This window comes from Pseudomonas sp. MAG733B (assembly GCF_036884845.1).
Taxonomy (GTDB): domain Bacteria; phylum Pseudomonadota; class Gammaproteobacteria; order Pseudomonadales; family Pseudomonadaceae; genus Aquipseudomonas.
The window spans coordinates 2,394,376-2,411,171 of the sequence record NZ_CP145732.1; the positions used below are offsets into that span (position 1 = coordinate 2,394,376).

The window sequence follows — 16,796 nt, forward strand, 5'->3', positions numbered from 1 at the left end:
CCAGGTTCTTTTGGTCCATGCGACGCAGTGCCATCAGCATGGCCATATCACTAATCGGTCGACCTTTGCGGGAACCTGGGAACAGTAGTGAGCTGCCTTTGATGCGTGGGAGTCCTTCCAATATCGTAAGAAAGGGATCGGAGAGTGCCACAGAATGGACTGCCCGCTTTCATGCGCGCAGTTGGAATCGCCCATAGCCTGGTCTTCAGGGCGTTTTCGCAGGGGATTCGTTTTGCGCCTTCGTTGAGGTACAAGATGAATCAAAGGGCAGCGCTCCTGACATGCCCATTCACCCGAACGGATCCGCGCACGGTATGCAGGAACTCACCATGAAGCAGGCGGAGCTGGAAAAGATTCATGTGGAAATCGTCAGGCTGATGGCTGAGCAGCGCAAGCTGAACGGCGAAGCTGGCAAGATGACCCGGGAAACTTTCTGGTACCCGGTGGCTGTAGCCACTGGCTTGATTGGTACGGTGGCGACTGTCACAGCGGTATTGATCAAGCTCCTCTAATACCTGCTCTTCGAACGGAATCGATATCATGTCACGTCTTCACGCCGCTATTGACGGCACAGCCACGCGCATCTTCGCTGCCCTGTTGTGCATCGCGCCATCACTCGCCAACGCATCTACTTCCATAGTCTTTCCCGACGCCGCTGCCAGCGACCCGGCCACGCTGGGCTGGATGGTCGGCTCTCCGCCGCCGCCTGATCGGACCGTGCGTTTCGAAGATGGCAGCTATTTCCAGTTCCCGGCGATGCGCTGGAGTGTTTCGAATTTTCGCCAGCTAATGCCGACGATCAATGTTTCGCGAGGGCTGGGTGCGCCGGTTCCCCTTGCGATCGCCTTGCGCAAGGACATCGATGCCATCAGCTTCATCCCGATCGGGACGAAAACTGCCATGACCTGGGAGCAATCCCTTGCCGCCACTTACACCGACGGAATCGTGGTGATGCATCGCGGCCAGATTGTTTACGAGCGCTACTTCGGCGTTCTGAAACCCGATGGGCAGCACGCCGCGATGTCGGTGACCAAGTCTGTGATTGGCACGTTGGGGGCGATGCTGGTGGCGCAAGGGCAAATCGATGCAGGCAGACAGGTGAGCGATTACGTACCGGAGTTGGCGTCTTCCGCATTTGGCAACGCCACGGTGCGGCAGGTGCTCGACATGACCACAGGCCTGCAATACAGCGAAGACTACGCGGACCCGAACGCCGAAGTCTGGGCTCATGCAAAAGCTGGCAGCCCGTTGCCTAAACCCAGGGACTACAGCGGTCCGCGCAGTTACTACGAGTTTTTGCAGACCGTTACACCGCAAGGCGAGCATGGCAAAGTGTTCGCCTACAAAACCGTCAACACCGACGTATTGGGCTGGATTATCTCCCGTGCCACCGGGCGTAATGTGGCGCAATTGTTGTCGGAAAAGATCTGGAGTCGATTAGGCGCGGAGCAGGATGCCTATTTCACCGTGGACTCCATCGGCACTCCGTTCGCTGGTGGCGGTTTGAATACGGGACTGCGTGACCTGGCGCGGTTTGGCGAGATGTTGCGTAACGATGGCCGGTTCAACGGTCAGCAAATCGTGCCCAAAGCGGTGCTGGACGACATTCGCCGTGGCGGCGACAAGCAGGCTTTCGCTCAGGCGGGTTTTGAGTTGTTGAAAGGCTGGAGTTACCGATCGATGTGGTGGGTGACGGACAAGGAGGGCGGGGCGTATATGGCGCGGGGCGTTCATGGGCAACGAATCTATGTAGACCCGCGGGCCGAGATGGTGATTGTCCGCTACGCCTCGCATCCGGTTGCCGGCAACTCGGCCAATGATCCAGTAACTTTGCCGGCGTTTGATGCGTTGGCTCACTATCTGAACAGCAAGGAAATCCAATGATCACGACCACAACCCATTCGGTCGAAGGCCGTCAGATTACGGCTTATCTGGACATCGTCAGCGCCGAGTCGGTGCAGGGGGTCAACGTCATCCGCGATATGTTCGCCGGGATGCGGGACATCTTCGGTGGGCGTTCGCAGACGCTGGAGCGTGCGTTGAAGGAAGCGCGTGAGCAGGCCACTGACGAGATCAAGGAACGGGCGCGGACACTTCAGGCGGATGCAGTGGTGGGCCTCGATTTTGAGATCAGCATGCCTGCCGGCAAGGGCGGGATGGTGGTGGTATTTGTGACGGGGACGGCGGTCAAATTACGCTGATCCAGAGATGGGCCACTCGTCGGGCTTTGGACAATCTGAACGGCAAGTCCAGTAATGACCGGCTAGTCTCAAAATCCTTGGTGATCGATATTATTTCGGGCAAATAGGGCTTGCCGGTGTCGATCCCGTTTTTGAGAGGGGTGATGAGATGGCTGATCCGTATATCGAGGACGACGGCGCAGAGTTTCCGATCAACAATTTCGTGCAGTGCGGCCAGACTGAATATGTGGCCAGTTTCGGTGAGGACCAGACCGAGGTCGACAAGATCAAGACCCGGGCGTGCCGGGTGCTGAAGGGCAAATTTCTTCCCAAGGTATCGGCCCCGGTCAAGAAGTAATGGACCTGCAAGTGAACCCCGTCATCGAACGGGGTTTTTTGTGCGTGATGGATTATGTGAATGAATATTTAAACCAAAAGGATTTCACAAAGTTTTCACAAGGCCCTGCGTAGGCTCAACTCATCCGTTAGAAGCAACACCCTGCCCGTTCCCCAGCGGGCTTTTTTTTGTCTGCGATAAAACCTTTTCCATAAACGCTGTCCAACCGTCGCCAACAACGAGGTTGAGCGCGCGCATGTCTGGACTTTTTCTCCTCTAAAGCATTCAATCTCCCCCCTTTGTTTACACCCTATTTTTTGAGGTTTTTGTCATGCGTTTCACACTGCCTGCTCTGGTTCTGGGTCTTCTGGTTGCACAAGGTGCAATGGCTGGCGACGGCACTGCCGCCATTGGTGGCGGTTTGGGCGGCGCGCTGGGTAACGTTGTGGGCCAGAGCATGGGCGGCAGCACCGGTGCAGCCATTGGTGCTGGTGTAGCCGGCGCAGCAGGCAGTGCCGTTGCTGCCAAAAAAGGCCACCGTACCAGCGCTGCCATCGGCGGTGGCGTTGGCGCTGCCGGTGGTTCGGTGATCGGCAACAGCCTGGGCGGCAAGACCGGCTCGACTATTGGTGCAGGCCTGGGTGGCGCACTGGGCGGCGGCGTCGGCAGCAACCTGGCCAAAGGTCACAAGCGTCACTGATCAGATTGATCCTTTAGAAGAGCCCGGCTATATGCCGGGCTTTTTCGTTTTTGAACGTTTCTCGGGACATCGCCTCAAATCTTGCATACCCCTGAAGAAGTGAGGCGTGCCATGAACCCGAAAACCAAAGGCAAAGCAACAAATCGACATTTGACGTTGCCCGCATTTGTTTTTGGATTGTTCCTCTCTCAATTGGGCATGGCGGCCGGCGACGGCACCGCGGCGGTCGGCGGTGGTCTGGGCGGTGCGCTGGGTAATGTGGTCGGTGGACAAATGGGTGGCAGCACAGGTGCGGCGATTGGCGCCGGTGTCGGCGGTGCGGCCGGTAGCGCGGTTGGCGCGCCCAAGGGCAGTCGCACAGAAGCGGCAGTGGGCGGTGGTTTGGGCTCGGCGGGTGGATCCGTGATCGGCAATAGCCTCGGCGGCTCCACGGGTTCGACCATTAGTGCAGGCCTCGGTGGGGCGGCGGGTGGTGCAGTCGGCAACAATCTGGGAAGCGACAACGGTAGCTCCCATTCCGGTGGCGGTCATAAACACAAGAACAAGCATAAAAACAAACATCACTGATTCGGTCGCAGTTATACATCCTGACTAAGTGAGGCACACCATGACCCCGGAAACCGAAGGCAAGGAACAAAAAGGTCCGAGCGGGCTGCCGTTCATCAACGATCCAGGCAATGAAGACCCGGGTTCCTTGATGGATGACGCGACAGTGCCGCTCAACGATTCCGATGACGCGGGTGACGTCGGAAACCTTGAGTTTGAAGAAGAGGACGATGATGGAGAAGACGACTAACTGAGTCTTTGGTCTAGTTAACCGGTTGTCTTTCTGATCGAACCTCCACGTTGCACCTTTCTCGAAAGATCAGGGCCTGCTTTTCAGGCTCTTTGAGAGGTGCACGATGAATGTTGACCCTAAAGACTCCGACATTGACGATACCCCGGAATATCCGTTGCCTTCACCGACTGACCCCTTGAGTCGCGACCAGCGTCCACCCGACGACGATGCGGGTGTCGAGCAGGTTCCCAACGACGACGTGAAGGGCACTGATGTTGAGGCGACCCCGGAGGATCCGGATATAGCCGGCAAGGATTGCTCCGGCGAACCCAGTTGAATCGCCCGGTGTCGAGCTGCCGCTCGTCGATTGAGCGGCACCCTTGAAAAGTGACTGGTGCCAGAAGTCAGGTAAGCAACTTTCAAAGGAGACTCGTCATGAACAGGTCAACATTGACTGCTTTGACGGTGGCCGGATTGTTATCGCTGAGTTCATTAGCGGCGTATTCCGGCAGCGACGCACCCGTCGACAAGGGCGGGATGCCGCCGTCCACGGAAATGAATGCGGGCTCTGGGCCCGAGAATGCACTACCGCCGGGGTCGATTGGTGGTGGGAATGGTGGTGATGCAAACGGGAGCAGCACTAGCCCGGGGTCAGGAAGTGGATCCATGAGTGGTGGGAGTTCGATGGGGAGCGACTCTGGGAGTGGGTCTGCAGGATCAGGTAGTTCGGAAGGGCGTGGTGGGACTTCGGGGAGTACAGACGGAAAGTCGGGTGGTTAGTTTGATATGGGTTATGAGTTGTTCGAGCCCGGCTGTAGCTGGGCTTTTTGTGTGTTGTAGGGGGCGTAACTCGACCCTAGCACCCCATGCTAGGGCGCTAGCCGCAACTCACGCACATCCTGCTTATTGCTTCAAAGAGTCAATCCAGCATTGGTAGAAATCCCTTTGTTGCTGAATATCATTTGTGATGTCTTCTTCTTCATAGTCGAAAATGTTAATCGAATCCTCCGACTCGCTTGGTCTTCCAAGATGAAGCTCATAGGCCACTAATCCGGCAGACATTTGTGATGACATTCTCGATGGGTGAACGTTGAGTTTGGCTCCCTTGCATAAGAATTTTGTTTCTGGAAAGTCGGCTCGTAAGAGTCCGAGGCATTCATACAGATCTTGAGCTGTGTATGTTTTGCGTGAGCCATTTTCCATGACGAAGGTTAGCGTCCGCTTTTGTCGGTCGCATTCGATCACAGCCCTTTGTCTTACCCCATGAGTTGTAGTCGGTATCTCTATTGTTTTCATGGCCACTTCCTATGCGGGTTAGGGATTGAATAACCTTCGTAGCTGCCATCGGCACGTACAGGGGTGACGCCGAGAATATCTTTGCTCTCTACTCCTCCCGGCATAGCAATTTCAACCTCTCTCTTGTGAGGTGAAAGAACGCCGAGCTTTTTGTTTACATCTATCCCACGAATATTTTTTATTGCATAAACGAACCCGTCTTCAAACCCGTGACCGGTTGCAAATTTTATAGCTTCCGTTTCGGAGGTGGAGGTACTGACAAAAAAGCTTGGAGGGTTTCGGTTATCCCGTGCGTGTAAAAAGATATCCATACTCTCTCCTAAAGGTTCAAATCCGGCTTCAAAGATCTCCCAAGACTCTCGTGAGTCTCCTCGATACAAGTAACGATTTTTTGGGGATGGAGAGGGCGTATTGGGCTCTCCAACATCAACCTTAGCCCCAGCAACACTGTCCGGCGCCGAGCAACCCGGCTTACTCGCCCCCGGACATTTCCCACTCAACCCCAACGGATCCACCCACCCCGTCGGATTCGGCGTGTACCGATACTGGTTGAGTCCGCCGGCCAGCTTCACCGGATCCGGCGTCAGATAGCGCCCGATATCCGGGTGGTAATAGCGGTGGCGGTTGTAGTGCAAGCCGCTTTCGGCGTCGAAGTATTGGCCCTGGAAGCGCAGCGGTTGTTCCAGCTGTTCGCCGCCGCCGTGGGTGATTTGGCTGACTTTGCCGTAGGCGGTGTATTTGGCCGACCAGACGATTTCGCCGCCGTAGTCGGTGAGTTCCTGCGGGGTGCCGAGGTGGTCCAGTTGGTAATAAAACGGGCAGGCTTTTTTCGGGCCTTTGCCGTCGAGCATGGCCAGCGGGCGGAAGCTGCCCGGTTCGTAGAGGTAGCTGCGGTAGTGGTTGGGGCCGCTTTCGGCGACGAGTTGGTCGCCTTGCCAGAAAAACTGCGTGGTCTGGCCGTCGACGGTTTTGTTGATGCGGCGGCCGAAGGCGTCGTAGCGGTAGCTCGCTGTGCGGCCGTCGGGCAAGGTGAGGCCGATCAGGCGGTGCTGGCCGTCGTAGCGGTATTCGGTGACGTCGTGGCCACGCCGTTCGCGGATCAGGTTGCCGTAGGCGTCGTAGTCGTAATGGCGGTCGGCGTGGCGGCGCAGGCGGTTGCCCTTGAGCTGCCAGGGGCCGGGGCGGTCGTGGATCAGCAGGTTGCCGGCCGGATCGTGAGTGAAGTTTTCCGGGGCCTGCTCGCGGGCGTGGCGCACGCCGGTCAGGCGGTCGAGCGGGTCGTACTGGTAGCGCCGTGGGCCGTGGCGCGTGTCGCTGATCTGTGCGAGGTTGCCGTTGGCGCTGTAGGCATAATCGCGGCGGTACAGCGGACGCTGGTTTTGCCTGACGGCATGAGCCTGCAAACGGCCCTGGTCGTCGTAGGCATAGTCGCTATGCAGCAGGCCTTGTTGACGGCTTTTTTCACGACCGAATTCAAATTGATGATGGGTCAGTCGCGTGCCGTTCAGGTCGATGGCCGTCAGCGCCCCACCCTTGGCGCGGTGGTATTCAAGACGGCTGTTGTCCGGCAGACGCAGGTGCTTGAGCTGGCCGCTGACGTCGTAGCCATAACGCAGGGTGCCCCAGCCCTGATGTTCGGTGATCAGTCGGTCATGAACGTCGTACTCGAACTCCAGCGGGTGATCCTGGCCGTCATCGACGCTGACCAGCCGGCCCAATCCGTCGTAGCGGTACTCGACCTTGACCCCGTCGGGCAGGGTTTTGACCAATAACCGTCCGGCGGCGTCGCGCTGGTAAGCGGTGATCAGTTGCGAGCCGTCATCGCCGAACTCGGTTTTCTCCAGCAAATGGCCATTGAGGTCGTAGGCATAGGCGGTGCGCCGGCCGTCGAAGCCGCTTTCCTGTCGGATCAAGCCGTTTGGTGTGTAGTCCAGCCGATAACGCTCGCCGACTTCGTTTTCGATCTCGGTCAACAGCAGCTGCGCGTGGTCGTAGCGGTACTTCAGTTCGCTGCCGTCGGGGTTGATCCGCCGACTGACCAGGTGCAGATCGTCCGCGTACTCAAACCGGGTGACCCGCCCCAGTTCATCGGTTTCAGCGGTGATCCGGCCGTAGGCGTTGTAGCTGAACTGGCGACTGGCGCCGCTCGGCGCGGTCGTCTGCAACAGACGGCCGACGGCATCCCACTGGTAGCGGCTGACCCCGCCGTGTTCGTCCTCAGCCGTCGTCCGCCGCCCCAACGCATCGTAGGCAAACTGCCGGCGCCCGCCGTCGGGCAGGGTTTCGCTCAGCAACTGGCCGAGGTCGTTCCACTCGAACACATGGCGGCTGTGGTCCGGGTAACGGATCGCCAGCAAGCGCCCTTGTCCGTCGTACTCGTGGTAGGTGCTCTGGCCATCGGGATCGATCAGCCAGGTGACATCACCCTGGGCGTTGCGTTGGTAGGTCCACTTGGCCTTACCGCGATAACGCGCGTGCAGGAAAGCGTTGCGGTACTCGTAGGACGTCGGTTCGTCTTCCGGCGGAATCAGCGCGATCAGCCGTCCGAGCTCGTCGTAGCGGTATTCAGTGATCGCGCCGAGCGCGTCCTGCTCGGCGAGCAAACGGCCCTGTGCGTCGTAGGCCTTGTGCTGCTGACCGCCGTCGGCCGCGACCCGGCGCACCAGCCGTGCCTGCGAGTCGTGGAGGTAAACCTCTTCGCTGCCATCGGCGTGTTTCAGGACCACACCGCCGTCGCCGTCCCAGCGGTAACGGGTGTCCATCTGCGCAAACGAGGCCCAGTGGCGGATACATCGGGCAGCCTTGCCGGCCCTTTCCCACTCCCAGTAGAAACTCGCGCCACCGGCCAGCTGCCGTTGCAGGATCACCTGCTGCTCGTCGTAGTCGTAGCGTTCGCTTTCACCGGCGGCATTCGTCGCTTCGATCAATCGCCAGCGCGCGTCGTAGCGATAAGTCACCAGCGTCTGCTCGGTGCGCCAGGCCGGCGGCTGGTCGTCGCCGAGGTGAAAGCGCTGGTAGTCGACGGCGACCAAATGGTTACGCTCGTAACGCAACCACAGGCAACGCCCGGCGCCGTTGTCCAGGCGCTGAATGCACCCGGAAAAATCGCGCTGCACGCTCAGACGATTGCCATAGGCATCGCTGATCGCGCTCAAGCGCCCACCCAGAAAATGGAAAAAGCGCACCGACTCGCCGGCCAAGGCGACAACCAGTTCCTCCGGCTCCTCGCCAAGGTAGATCGCCGCCCGCGACAGGCTGTTGTGGATCGCCGGACGCGTCAGGCTCGGCAGCGGAAACGGCGTGCGACGGTTTTCCGCATCGATCCAGGTGACCGTGTCGCCGTCGATTTCCAGGCGCTGGGCCAGCGAATGGTTCCAGCCAAAACCGAGGCCGCCGTCGAGTTCCACGGCGCTGGTGCGATACAAACGGGTGAACTCGAACGGCAGCAGCCCATCCAGCACACCGTCAGTCAGGGTCAACAGTTCTTCGCCGCTGACCAGCGATACCGGGCAGCCATGGGTGGCGGTGCGATCCGCGGAATCGGCGCTGTCGCCGTTGGGGTTTTTCGCCTGAACAGGAACATCATCCCGATGTTCCTGCCGGCCCAGCCGAGTCTTGGCTTCGGATTTATTGCGAGCAATGGCGACCGGATTGTCCACCAATACATCCGCTGCTCCTGCCGCACTGATCTGCAGAGGCACCGCTGGCGCAGGCCTCAGCTGCGCGTTCCGGGCATTGAGCATCAACGGCTTGAGTGCGCTCGCATGAGTGGTCAGGTCAGAGCGCCTCGCCAGCTCCGACAGCCGTAAACCCGCCGCAGCCAACCAACGCCGAGCACGCTCGGACTTGATCTTGTTGAGCACCTTGGCGCTGATGCCGAGCCTCAAGCCTGTAGGACCGGTCAAGCGCACCAGCAGGAAACTGATCAACAGCTCTGTGCGAACTTGCGCCACGACTTCAGCGATGTATTGCGGCGGCAGCATCCGCAGCCAACTGGTGAAAGCCGCCAGATGAATGAACATCAATGGCTCGTCGCTAAGCACCAGCAACACATTGGCGATGGTTTCGGACGACGCCTTCAGCAGCGCCTCAACCTCCGCTTCGCTCAAGTACTCCAGGAGCTTTTCGCTATTGGCCTGGAGGTCGGAGATCAGGGCGTAGAGCTGCTTAACGTCATCCCACAAACCGTGCAGCGAGTTCTCGAAACCGCGCCAGTCAGCGCGTTGCAGCATGCCGTAGCGTTCAACGAAGTCTGCCTGGGAAAACCCGGCCCACAACGGTTGAAACTCGGTGCTCCATTCATTGCGCAACCAGCCCTCAAGCTCGCCGAGGACGCCCTGATAGGAGTCGTAAAGCGTCTTGACGTGATCGCGGGTGACGTTGGGAAAAAAGGTGATGCGATAGCGATCGCCGCGCCAGCAGTCGGCGACTTCAAGGATGCCGCTGGGGCCGATGGTTTTATGAATCGGTTTGCCATATTGCGGTTGGCCCTGGCCTTCATTGAGTAACGGCTCAAGCATCACCGGCGTATTACCGATGGGCACGAAGCGCGCGGCTTCAAACATGTGCACCAGGGTCAGCGGGCCGTTGGCCGGGCACATGGCAACCGTTGAACTGACGGGAGTGGTGGATTTTTTCGGTGCGCTGAGGCGGACTTCATGGCCGACCTCGAACACCTGCTCGACATCCAGCGTCCCGCCCGCCCAGAAGTTTTCCGCCCAGGCTTCGTAATCGTTGAGACAGAGACGGAAATCACCGAGCAGCGCTTCGATGTCCGGCTGCTGCGGGTTCATCGCAGCCATCACCAGCAAGCCGATGGTGTTGTTCAGGGCCAGCAGCTTGTCGGGATCGAACATTCGCGGTCTTTCGCTCGAGTGAAGAGGGAGCGCGAAACTCTGCGATGGATCAATCGAGAAAGAAGTCGGGAAAAACGGTATTTGGCGTAGGGCGAATCGCTAAATCATCGATATCGCGTCTGCGCGGCTCGGGTTTTGCCCGTTGCTCCATGTCGCCGCCGCCCGCTATGCTGCTGAACCCTTTAATCAATCACGGAGCCGGCCGCACCTGAGCCGCCTGGGATGTCATTGAAAACGGATCAGATGCGATGAATGCAGCGCTGGATGAGTTCGGCCCGATCAAGGCCGTGATTTTCGATATGGACGGCTTGCTGCTGGATACCGAGGGCATTTACACCGAGGTGACGTCGATCATTGCCGGGCGTTACGGGCGGACCTTCGACTGGAGCCTCAAGCAACACATCATCGGTCGCGGTGCTGGTGACCTCGCACGTTATGTGGTCGAGGCGCTGGAATTGCCGATTACAGCCGAAGAGTTTCTGCTGATCCGCGAGCCGTTGATGCGCGAGCGTTTTCCTACAGCGCAGGCGATGCCTGGCGCACAGGAACTGGTCCGGCATCTGAAGGCTCACAACATTCCCATTGCGGTGGGCACCAGTTCGTCGAGTCAGTCGTTCGGCCAGAAAACCACGTTGCACCGCGACTGGTTCTCTATGTTCGATTTCATCGTCACTGCCGATGATCCGGAAGTCGGCGCGGCCAAACCAGCGCCGGACATCTTCCTCACCGCAGCGCGGCGTTTGGGTGTCGCACCGCAGGATTGCCTGGTGTTCGAGGATTCGCCGTTCGGTGTCACGGCGGCGAAAGCGGCGGGGATGACGGCGATTGCGATTCCGGATGCGGCCATGGCCGATGAAAAATACGCACACGCCGATGGCATTCTTCGTACGCTGAAAGCCTTCAAGCCGAGTGCGTTTGGCTTGCCGGCGCTTGAGTGGGCGTGACACGGAAAATGTGGGAGCGGGCTTGCTCGCGAAGAGGGAGTATCAGTCGACACTTATGTTGACTGATTCACCGCTTTCGCGAGCAAGCCCGCTCCCACATTTGGATTGCGTTTAACTCATCAGGCGCCAAAACCACCGTCGATGGTCAGGCTCGCACCCGTGATATAGCCGGCCTCGGGACCGACGAGGTAGGCGACGAAACTGGCGATCTCTTCGGCTTTGCCATAACGCCCTACAGCCATCAGCGGGATCAGGCTGTCGGCGAAGTCGCCATCGGCCGGGTTCATGTCGGTATCGACCGGGCCCGGTTGCATGTTGTTGATGGTGATGCCTTTAGGGCCGAGGTCACGGGCCAGGCCCTTGGTCAGGCCGACCAGCGCCGATTTGCTCATGGCGTACGGGCCGCCACCCGCGAAGGGCATGCGATCGGCGTTGGTGCTGCCGATGTTGATGATCCGGCCGCCCTCGGTCATGTGTTTGGCCGCGGCCTGGGTGGCGATGAACACGCTGCGTACGTTGATGGCCAGGGTCTGGTCGAAATCTTCGAGTTTGAAATCTTCCAGCGGCGCAACGGCCAGCACACCAGCGTTGTTGACCAGGATATCCAGTCGACCAAAGGTCTCTACCGTCGCGGTTACGGCGTTGCGAATGGCTTCGGCATCGGCACTGTCAGCCTTGATGGCCAGGGCCTTGCCGCCGTTGGCGATGATGGTGTTTTGCAGTTCTTCAGCCTTTGCCGTGGAGCTGACGTAGGTGAAGGCAACGGTCGCGCCTTCAGCGGCCAGGCGTTTGACAATGGCTGCGCCGATGCCCCGGGAACCGCCTTGAATCAATGCCACTTTGCCGCTGAGGTTCTGAGTAGTCATATCGATCTCCAAGTCCCGAGGCGAGATGTCCCGGTTGATGGAGCCTAGTATCGATTCAGGATTGCAGGCTGTGTAGACGGTAATTGCTATAGTCTGTGTAAACCAGAAGTTTATAGTGATGCGCCATGGAAACCTTCAGCAGTATCGAATGCTTTGTACGCAGTGCCGAAGTCGGCAGCTTCGCCGAAGCCGCGCGGCGCTTGAGTCTGACGCCGGCGGCGGTGGGTAAAAGCGTCGCCAAACTGGAAGCACGACTGGGTGTGCGGCTGTTTCAGCGCAGCACTCGCAGCCTGACGCTGACCGAGGCCGGTCAGTTGTTCTTGAGTCAGGTCAGTGCCAGCCTGACGACCATCCAGAACGCCGTGGCCCATCTGGCCAACGCCGAAGGGCGGCCGGCGGGGACTTTGAAAGTCAGCATGGGCACGGTGTTCGGGAGGTTATATGTCGTGCCGCTGCTTGGCGAGTTTCTACGGCGCTTTCCGGCGATCAATCCGGACTGGCATTTCGACAATCGTCAGGTCGACCTGATCGGCCAGGGTTTCGATGCGGCGATTGGTGGTGGCTTTGAGCTGCCCCAAGGCGTAGTTGCACGCAAGCTGGCACCGGCGCATCGGGTGTTGCTGGCTTCTGCAGATTATCTTGCGCGACATGAAGCGATCACGGAGCCGGAGGATCTTCAGCATCACGACGGCATCCTGATCCGGTCGCCGCAAACCGGACGCGTGCGTTCCTGGCAGTTGATCGGCCGCAGCCCCCAACACTGCCGCCCGTTGATGATCAAGGCGCGAATGACCATGAGCGATTCGGATGCGGCATGCGCCGCAGCAGCACAAGGCCTGGGCATTGCGCTTGTGAGCATGCCGTTCGCGGTGAATTATCTGGAGGCGGGCACGTTGCAGCGAGTCTTGCCGGACTGGTACATCGATGACGGCAGTATTTCGATCTACTACGCGGAGCACAAACTGCTGCCGGGCAAGACCCGGGCGTTTGTCGATTTCATTATTGAGCAGTTTGCGGAGCAGGGGTTGGGGCAGAGGTTCAGTGCAATTTGAGCATGGCTGTAGACCGAGGTGTGGCCATCGCCAGCAGGCTGGCTCCCACAAAAGCTGTGGGAGCCGGGCTTGCCCGCGATGAACGATAACGCGGTCTATCGCATAAACTTCTGCGGCCAGCCAATGATGTTCTTTGGCCGCGGTGTCGCATAAGTCCGCACTTTCGAGGTCGACAATCCCAGCCGCACCAACGACTCGGCAATGGTTACTGCCGCCGTCACACCATCAATCACCGGCACGCCGGTACGTTGGCGAATCTGCTCATCCAGCCCGGCCATGCCGCCGCAGCCCAGGCAGATCACTTCGGCTTTGTCCTGGGTCACCGCCAACTCGGCTTGATGCACGATGGCCGCCAATGCGCGTTGTGGTTCGTGTTCCAGTTCCAGTACCGCCAGACCGCTGGCTCGCACCGAAGCGCAGCGGTCCCAGAGCCCGGAGAGTTTCAGGCGATCTTCGATCAGCGGCACGGTGCGGTCGAGCGTGGTGACGACCGAATAGGCGTGACCGAGGAACATCGCGGTGCTCGCCGCAGCGTCGGTGATGTCCACCACGGGCACGTTGAGCAATTCCTGTAGACCTTCGCGGCCGTGTTCGCCATAGCCGGCCTGGATCACGGCATCGAAGGGTTGGTCGTAGGACATCACCCGATCCATGACAGCGATAGCGGCCAGATAGCTTTCGAAATTACCTTCGATGGAGTCGGCACCGAAGAAGGGCGTCAGGCCGACGATTTCCGTTCCGGGTGCGGCCACGGCCTGGGCCGAGCGGGCGATGGCCTGGGTGATGGATTCGGTGGTGTTGACGTTGACCACGAGAATTCGCATGGGAAGTCCTTATAGCGGGTGGTTCTGCGGCCCGACGCTGCCGGGCCGCGATGGAGTTAATGGCTGACGTTGTCGACCGCGATGGCTTCGCCGCTGACGTCGGCGTAGTGCGGTTGGCGTTTGGCGATGATCAGGTAGAGCAAGCCGGCAATCGCGGCGCCAATCAGCCAGGAGAACGGCGACACCAAGTGGAAACCCGGTACCAGCGCCAGGACGATGGCGATCAGGGCTGCGGGAATGAACGCCGCCACGGCGCGCAAATTGACTCCGCGGCTGTAGTAATAAGCGCCGTTCGGGTCTTCGCTGTACAACTGCGGCACGTTGACCTGACCTTTTCGTACAAGCCAGTAGTCGACCATGATCACGCCATACAACGGGCCGAGCAGCGCGCCGAGACCTGACAGGAAGTACACGATCACCAACGGGCTGTTGTAGAGGTTCCACGGCAGGATCAGCACGGCGATGGTCGCGCTGATCAGCCCGGCGCGGCGGAAGGTCAGGTATTTCGGCGCCAAGTTGCTGAGCACAAACGCCGGGGCAACGAAGTTCGCCATGATGTTCACCGCCACGGTGACGATCAGGAACGCCAGGCAACCGAGGACCAGGAAGAATGTGTTGGGAATCGAGGCGATGATTTCGGTCGGGCTTTCGATGATCCGGCCATTGATCTGAAATTGCGCGCCACACAGCAGGACGGTGATGGCGGCGAACACCAGAATGTTGACCGGCAGGCCCCAGAAGTTTCCGACCTTGATGGTCTTGCGGCACGGCGAAGAACGGGCGAAGTCGCAGAAGTTGAGGATCAGCGTGCCGTAGATCGCCAGCCACAGCGCGCCACCGGCAAAGATGTTGCGCCACATCTCGCCCCCGGTCAGTGGTTCACGGATCGACCAGGCGATGGTTGCGTTGGCCTGAAAGTACATCCAGGCGGCGAGGGCGGCGACGGTCAGCAAAATCACCGGCCCGGCAAACGCCTCATAACGTCGCACCATCTCCATGCCGTAGGCGAGGATTGCCAATTGCACGAACCAGATCGCCACGAAGCACACCCAGCCCAAGGTCGACAGACCGAGGATCGAGTCATGGTCGTAGTCGGCGAATCCGGGGTGGACGGCGGTCAACAACACGCGGAAGACCACTGACGCCAGGTACGTCTGAATGCCGAACCAGGCGATGGCGATCACGGCACGGATCAACGCAGGAATCTGCGCGCCATGAATGCCGAAACTGATCCGGCTGATGACCGGAAACGGCACGCCGGTCTTTTGGCCCATGTAGCCGGACAGGTTCATGAAGAAATACACCAGTGCTGCGCCGATCCCCAGAGACAGGAGAATCTGCCAGCCTCCAAGGCCCAAGGCATATAGCCCGATGGCGAACGAGTAGTTGGCGATGTTGTGCACATCGTTGGTCCACAACGCGAAGATGCTGTAGCGGCCCCAGCGTCGGCCTTCGGCCTTGGTTGGCGCGAGGTCTTTATTGTGCAGGCGAGGGCTGAGCACGACAGATTCAAGTGTTGGATCAAAAGCGGTTTGGGTGGCGTGGGAGGAGGGTAGATCCAGCGCGATATTGTTGTTTGAGAGACTTGTACGCATTCCGGCAGGCTCCTGATGCTCGACGCCGCGATGACTGTGCATGAGCGCTTGGCTCGACAAATCTTCGTCGCGGTGTAGCGAATATCATTGGTTACGGGGCATCTGCAGCCTGTACGGGATAGGGCGCTTCAGGCTTGCGGATCTAAAGTGTGTGTATGTTTTGTGGTTATTGTATACAAAACATGTATGCACTTAAGCGAGTTCCATGCCAGTGGAGGGATCTATGAAAAGCGCTGCTCATTTCGTTTTGTTATGGCTTTTCGCCAAGTTGCTGAAAAATAGAAAATATAAATTGACCGTTTGAACAGGTATTTATTTTTATCGAGCAGATTGGGCAAGCGCAGATGAATTGCGTCGGGAGGGGAATGTAACTTTTGGGGGCGCGGAAACAAAAAAGTGCACACATAAATGGCACCGATGGTGACATTCGTGTGTACACATTTGTTGGGCGCCTGATGCAGGCCAATGTGGGAGCTAGCCTGCTAGCGATGGCGGTCGACCAGTCAGCGTTGTTGTGACTGACATATCGCCATCGCTAGCAGGCTAGCTCCCACCGGGGATTTCACAGGGCAGGAAGGTAAAAGTGTTACGCCTTGCTGATTATATTCCCCGCATGCAGCCCACATTCTTTCTGGGTGGCTTCTTCCCACCACCAACGGCCTTCGCGCTCGTGCTGGTTCGGCAGTACCGGGCGGGTGCACGGTTCGCAGCCGATGCTGATGAAACCGCGCTCATGCAGGCTGTTGTACGGCAGCTCCAGCATGCGGATGTAGCCCCAGATCTCTTCGCTGGTCATTTGCGCCAGCGGGTTGAACTTGTACAGGGTGCGTTCCGGGGTGGAGAACGCGGTGTCGATTTCCATCACCGCGACGGCGCTGCGGGTGCCAGGGCTCTGATCGCGGCGCTGGCCGGTGGCCCATGCCTTTACGCCGGACAGCTTGCGGCGCAGCGGTTCAATCTTGCGGATGCCGCAGCATTCGCCATGGCCGTCCTTGTAGAAACTGAACAGGCCTTTTTCCTTCACGAACGGTTCGAGTTTGGTGTAGTCCGGCGACACCAGTTCGATGTCGATCTTGTAGTGCTCGCGCACCTGATCGATGAAGCGGTAGGTCTCGGGATGCAAGCGGCCGGTGTCGAGGCTGAACACCTTGACGTTCTTGTTCAGCTTCCAGGCCATGTCCACCAGCACCACGTCCTCGGCGCCGCTGAAAGATATCCACAGGTCATCGCCGAACTCGGCAAACGCGAGCTTCAGGATGTCCTGGGCGGATTTGTTGGCATAGGTCGTGGCGAGTTCCACGACGTCGAACGTTGGGCTCATCAGGGCGGCTTCCTACAGGTCGGTGGCGCTGGGCGCTCTATATGGGG

17 protein-coding genes are annotated in these 16,796 nt (G+C 59.0%); 11 read left to right on the top strand and 6 right to left on the bottom strand.

Annotated elements, in window-relative coordinates; all coding sequences use genetic code 11:
* Positions 1 to 329: 329 nt before the first annotated feature.
* The 9 genes from V6Z53_RS10940 (at position 330) to V6Z53_RS10980 (ending at position 4,775) form a co-directional block, all read left to right on the top strand.
* Positions 330 to 512: a hypothetical protein gene (locus tag V6Z53_RS10940; RefSeq protein ID WP_338586481.1), complete on the top strand. Its 183-nt coding sequence runs from the start codon at positions 330 to 332 to the stop codon at positions 510 to 512.
* A 28-nt stretch (positions 513 to 540) separates the two neighbouring features.
* A complete protein-coding gene (locus V6Z53_RS10945) occupies positions 541 to 1,884 on the top strand; it encodes a serine hydrolase (protein WP_338585514.1) in 1,344 nt (447 codons plus the stop codon).
* Positions 1,881 to 2,201 carry a YbjQ family protein gene (locus tag V6Z53_RS10950; RefSeq protein WP_338585515.1) on the top strand — a complete coding sequence of 107 codons (321 nt, stop codon included), beginning with the start codon at positions 1,881 to 1,883 and terminating at the stop codon, positions 2,199 to 2,201. The genes V6Z53_RS10945 and V6Z53_RS10950 overlap by 4 nt, the downstream gene beginning before the upstream one ends.
* A 148-nt stretch (positions 2,202 to 2,349) precedes the next feature.
* Positions 2,350 to 2,538 carry a hypothetical protein gene (locus tag V6Z53_RS10955; RefSeq protein WP_338585516.1) on the top strand — a complete coding sequence of 63 codons (189 nt, stop codon included), beginning with the start codon at positions 2,350 to 2,352 and terminating at the stop codon, positions 2,536 to 2,538.
* Positions 2,539 to 2,848: 310 nt separating this feature from the next.
* Complete coding sequence (locus V6Z53_RS10960) at positions 2,849 to 3,217, top strand: hypothetical protein (protein WP_034150136.1); 369 nt, start codon at positions 2,849 to 2,851, stop codon at positions 3,215 to 3,217.
* 111 nt (positions 3,218 to 3,328) lie between these two features.
* A complete protein-coding gene (locus V6Z53_RS10965; RefSeq protein WP_338585517.1) occupies positions 3,329 to 3,784 on the top strand; it encodes a hypothetical protein in 456 nt (151 codons plus the stop codon).
* Positions 3,785 to 3,824: 40 nt separating this feature from the next.
* Complete coding sequence (locus V6Z53_RS10970; protein ID WP_338585518.1) at positions 3,825 to 4,013, top strand: hypothetical protein; 189 nt, start codon at positions 3,825 to 3,827, stop codon at positions 4,011 to 4,013.
* Positions 4,014 to 4,119: 106 nt separating this feature from the next.
* Positions 4,120 to 4,332 carry a hypothetical protein gene (locus V6Z53_RS10975; protein WP_338585519.1) on the top strand — a complete coding sequence of 71 codons (213 nt, stop codon included), beginning with the start codon at positions 4,120 to 4,122 and terminating at the stop codon, positions 4,330 to 4,332.
* 98 nt (positions 4,333 to 4,430) lie between these two features.
* A complete protein-coding gene (locus V6Z53_RS10980; protein ID WP_338585520.1) occupies positions 4,431 to 4,775 on the top strand; it encodes a hypothetical protein in 345 nt (114 codons plus the stop codon).
* Positions 4,776 to 4,898: 123 nt separating this feature from the next.
* Here the strand turns inward: V6Z53_RS10980 and V6Z53_RS10985 are convergent, their stop codons facing one another.
* Together V6Z53_RS10985 and V6Z53_RS10990 are read right to left on the bottom strand one after the other, a co-directional pair.
* The gene (locus V6Z53_RS10985) at positions 4,899 to 5,291 is read right to left on the bottom strand and encodes a hypothetical protein (protein WP_338585521.1); all 393 of its coding nucleotides are present in this window, start codon (positions 5,289 to 5,291) and stop codon (positions 4,899 to 4,901) included.
* Positions 5,288 to 10,147 carry an RHS repeat-associated core domain-containing protein gene (locus tag V6Z53_RS10990; protein ID WP_338585522.1) on the bottom strand — a complete coding sequence of 1,620 codons (4,860 nt, stop codon included), beginning with the start codon at positions 10,145 to 10,147 and terminating at the stop codon, positions 5,288 to 5,290. The genes V6Z53_RS10985 and V6Z53_RS10990 overlap by 4 nt, the downstream gene beginning before the upstream one ends.
* Before the next feature lie 248 nt (positions 10,148 to 10,395).
* Between V6Z53_RS10990 and V6Z53_RS10995 the strand changes: the two genes are divergently transcribed.
* Positions 10,396 to 11,091 carry an HAD-IA family hydrolase gene (locus V6Z53_RS10995; protein WP_338585523.1) on the top strand — a complete coding sequence of 232 codons (696 nt, stop codon included), beginning with the start codon at positions 10,396 to 10,398 and terminating at the stop codon, positions 11,089 to 11,091.
* A 119-nt stretch (positions 11,092 to 11,210) separates the two neighbouring features.
* On the opposite strand, the gene V6Z53_RS11000 is transcribed toward V6Z53_RS10995, so the two are convergent.
* On the bottom strand, positions 11,211 to 11,957 hold the full coding sequence (locus V6Z53_RS11000; RefSeq protein WP_338585524.1) for a 3-oxoacyl-ACP reductase family protein: 747 nt from the start codon (positions 11,955 to 11,957) through the stop codon (positions 11,211 to 11,213).
* 125 nt (positions 11,958 to 12,082) lie between these two features.
* On the opposite strand from V6Z53_RS11000, the gene V6Z53_RS11005 reads away from it, so the two are divergent.
* Positions 12,083 to 13,009 (top strand): LysR family transcriptional regulator, encoded by a 927-nt coding sequence (locus V6Z53_RS11005; RefSeq protein ID WP_338585525.1) that lies wholly within the window; start codon positions 12,083 to 12,085, stop codon positions 13,007 to 13,009.
* A gap of 95 nt (positions 13,010 to 13,104) precedes the next feature.
* Here the strand turns inward: V6Z53_RS11005 and V6Z53_RS11010 are convergent, their stop codons facing one another.
* From V6Z53_RS11010 to V6Z53_RS11020, 3 genes are all read right to left on the bottom strand, one after another.
* Positions 13,105 to 13,833, bottom strand: coding sequence for an aspartate/glutamate racemase family protein (locus V6Z53_RS11010; RefSeq protein WP_338585526.1), 729 nt, complete (start codon positions 13,831 to 13,833; stop codon positions 13,105 to 13,107).
* A 56-nt stretch (positions 13,834 to 13,889) separates the two neighbouring features.
* Positions 13,890 to 15,428: an NCS1 family nucleobase:cation symporter-1 gene (locus tag V6Z53_RS11015; protein WP_338585528.1), complete on the bottom strand. Its 1,539-nt coding sequence runs from the start codon at positions 15,426 to 15,428 to the stop codon at positions 13,890 to 13,892.
* Positions 15,429 to 16,014: 586 nt separating this feature from the next.
* A complete protein-coding gene (locus V6Z53_RS11020) occupies positions 16,015 to 16,749 on the bottom strand; it encodes a phosphoadenylyl-sulfate reductase (RefSeq protein ID WP_007960132.1) in 735 nt (244 codons plus the stop codon).
* Positions 16,750 to 16,796 lie beyond the last annotated feature (47 nt).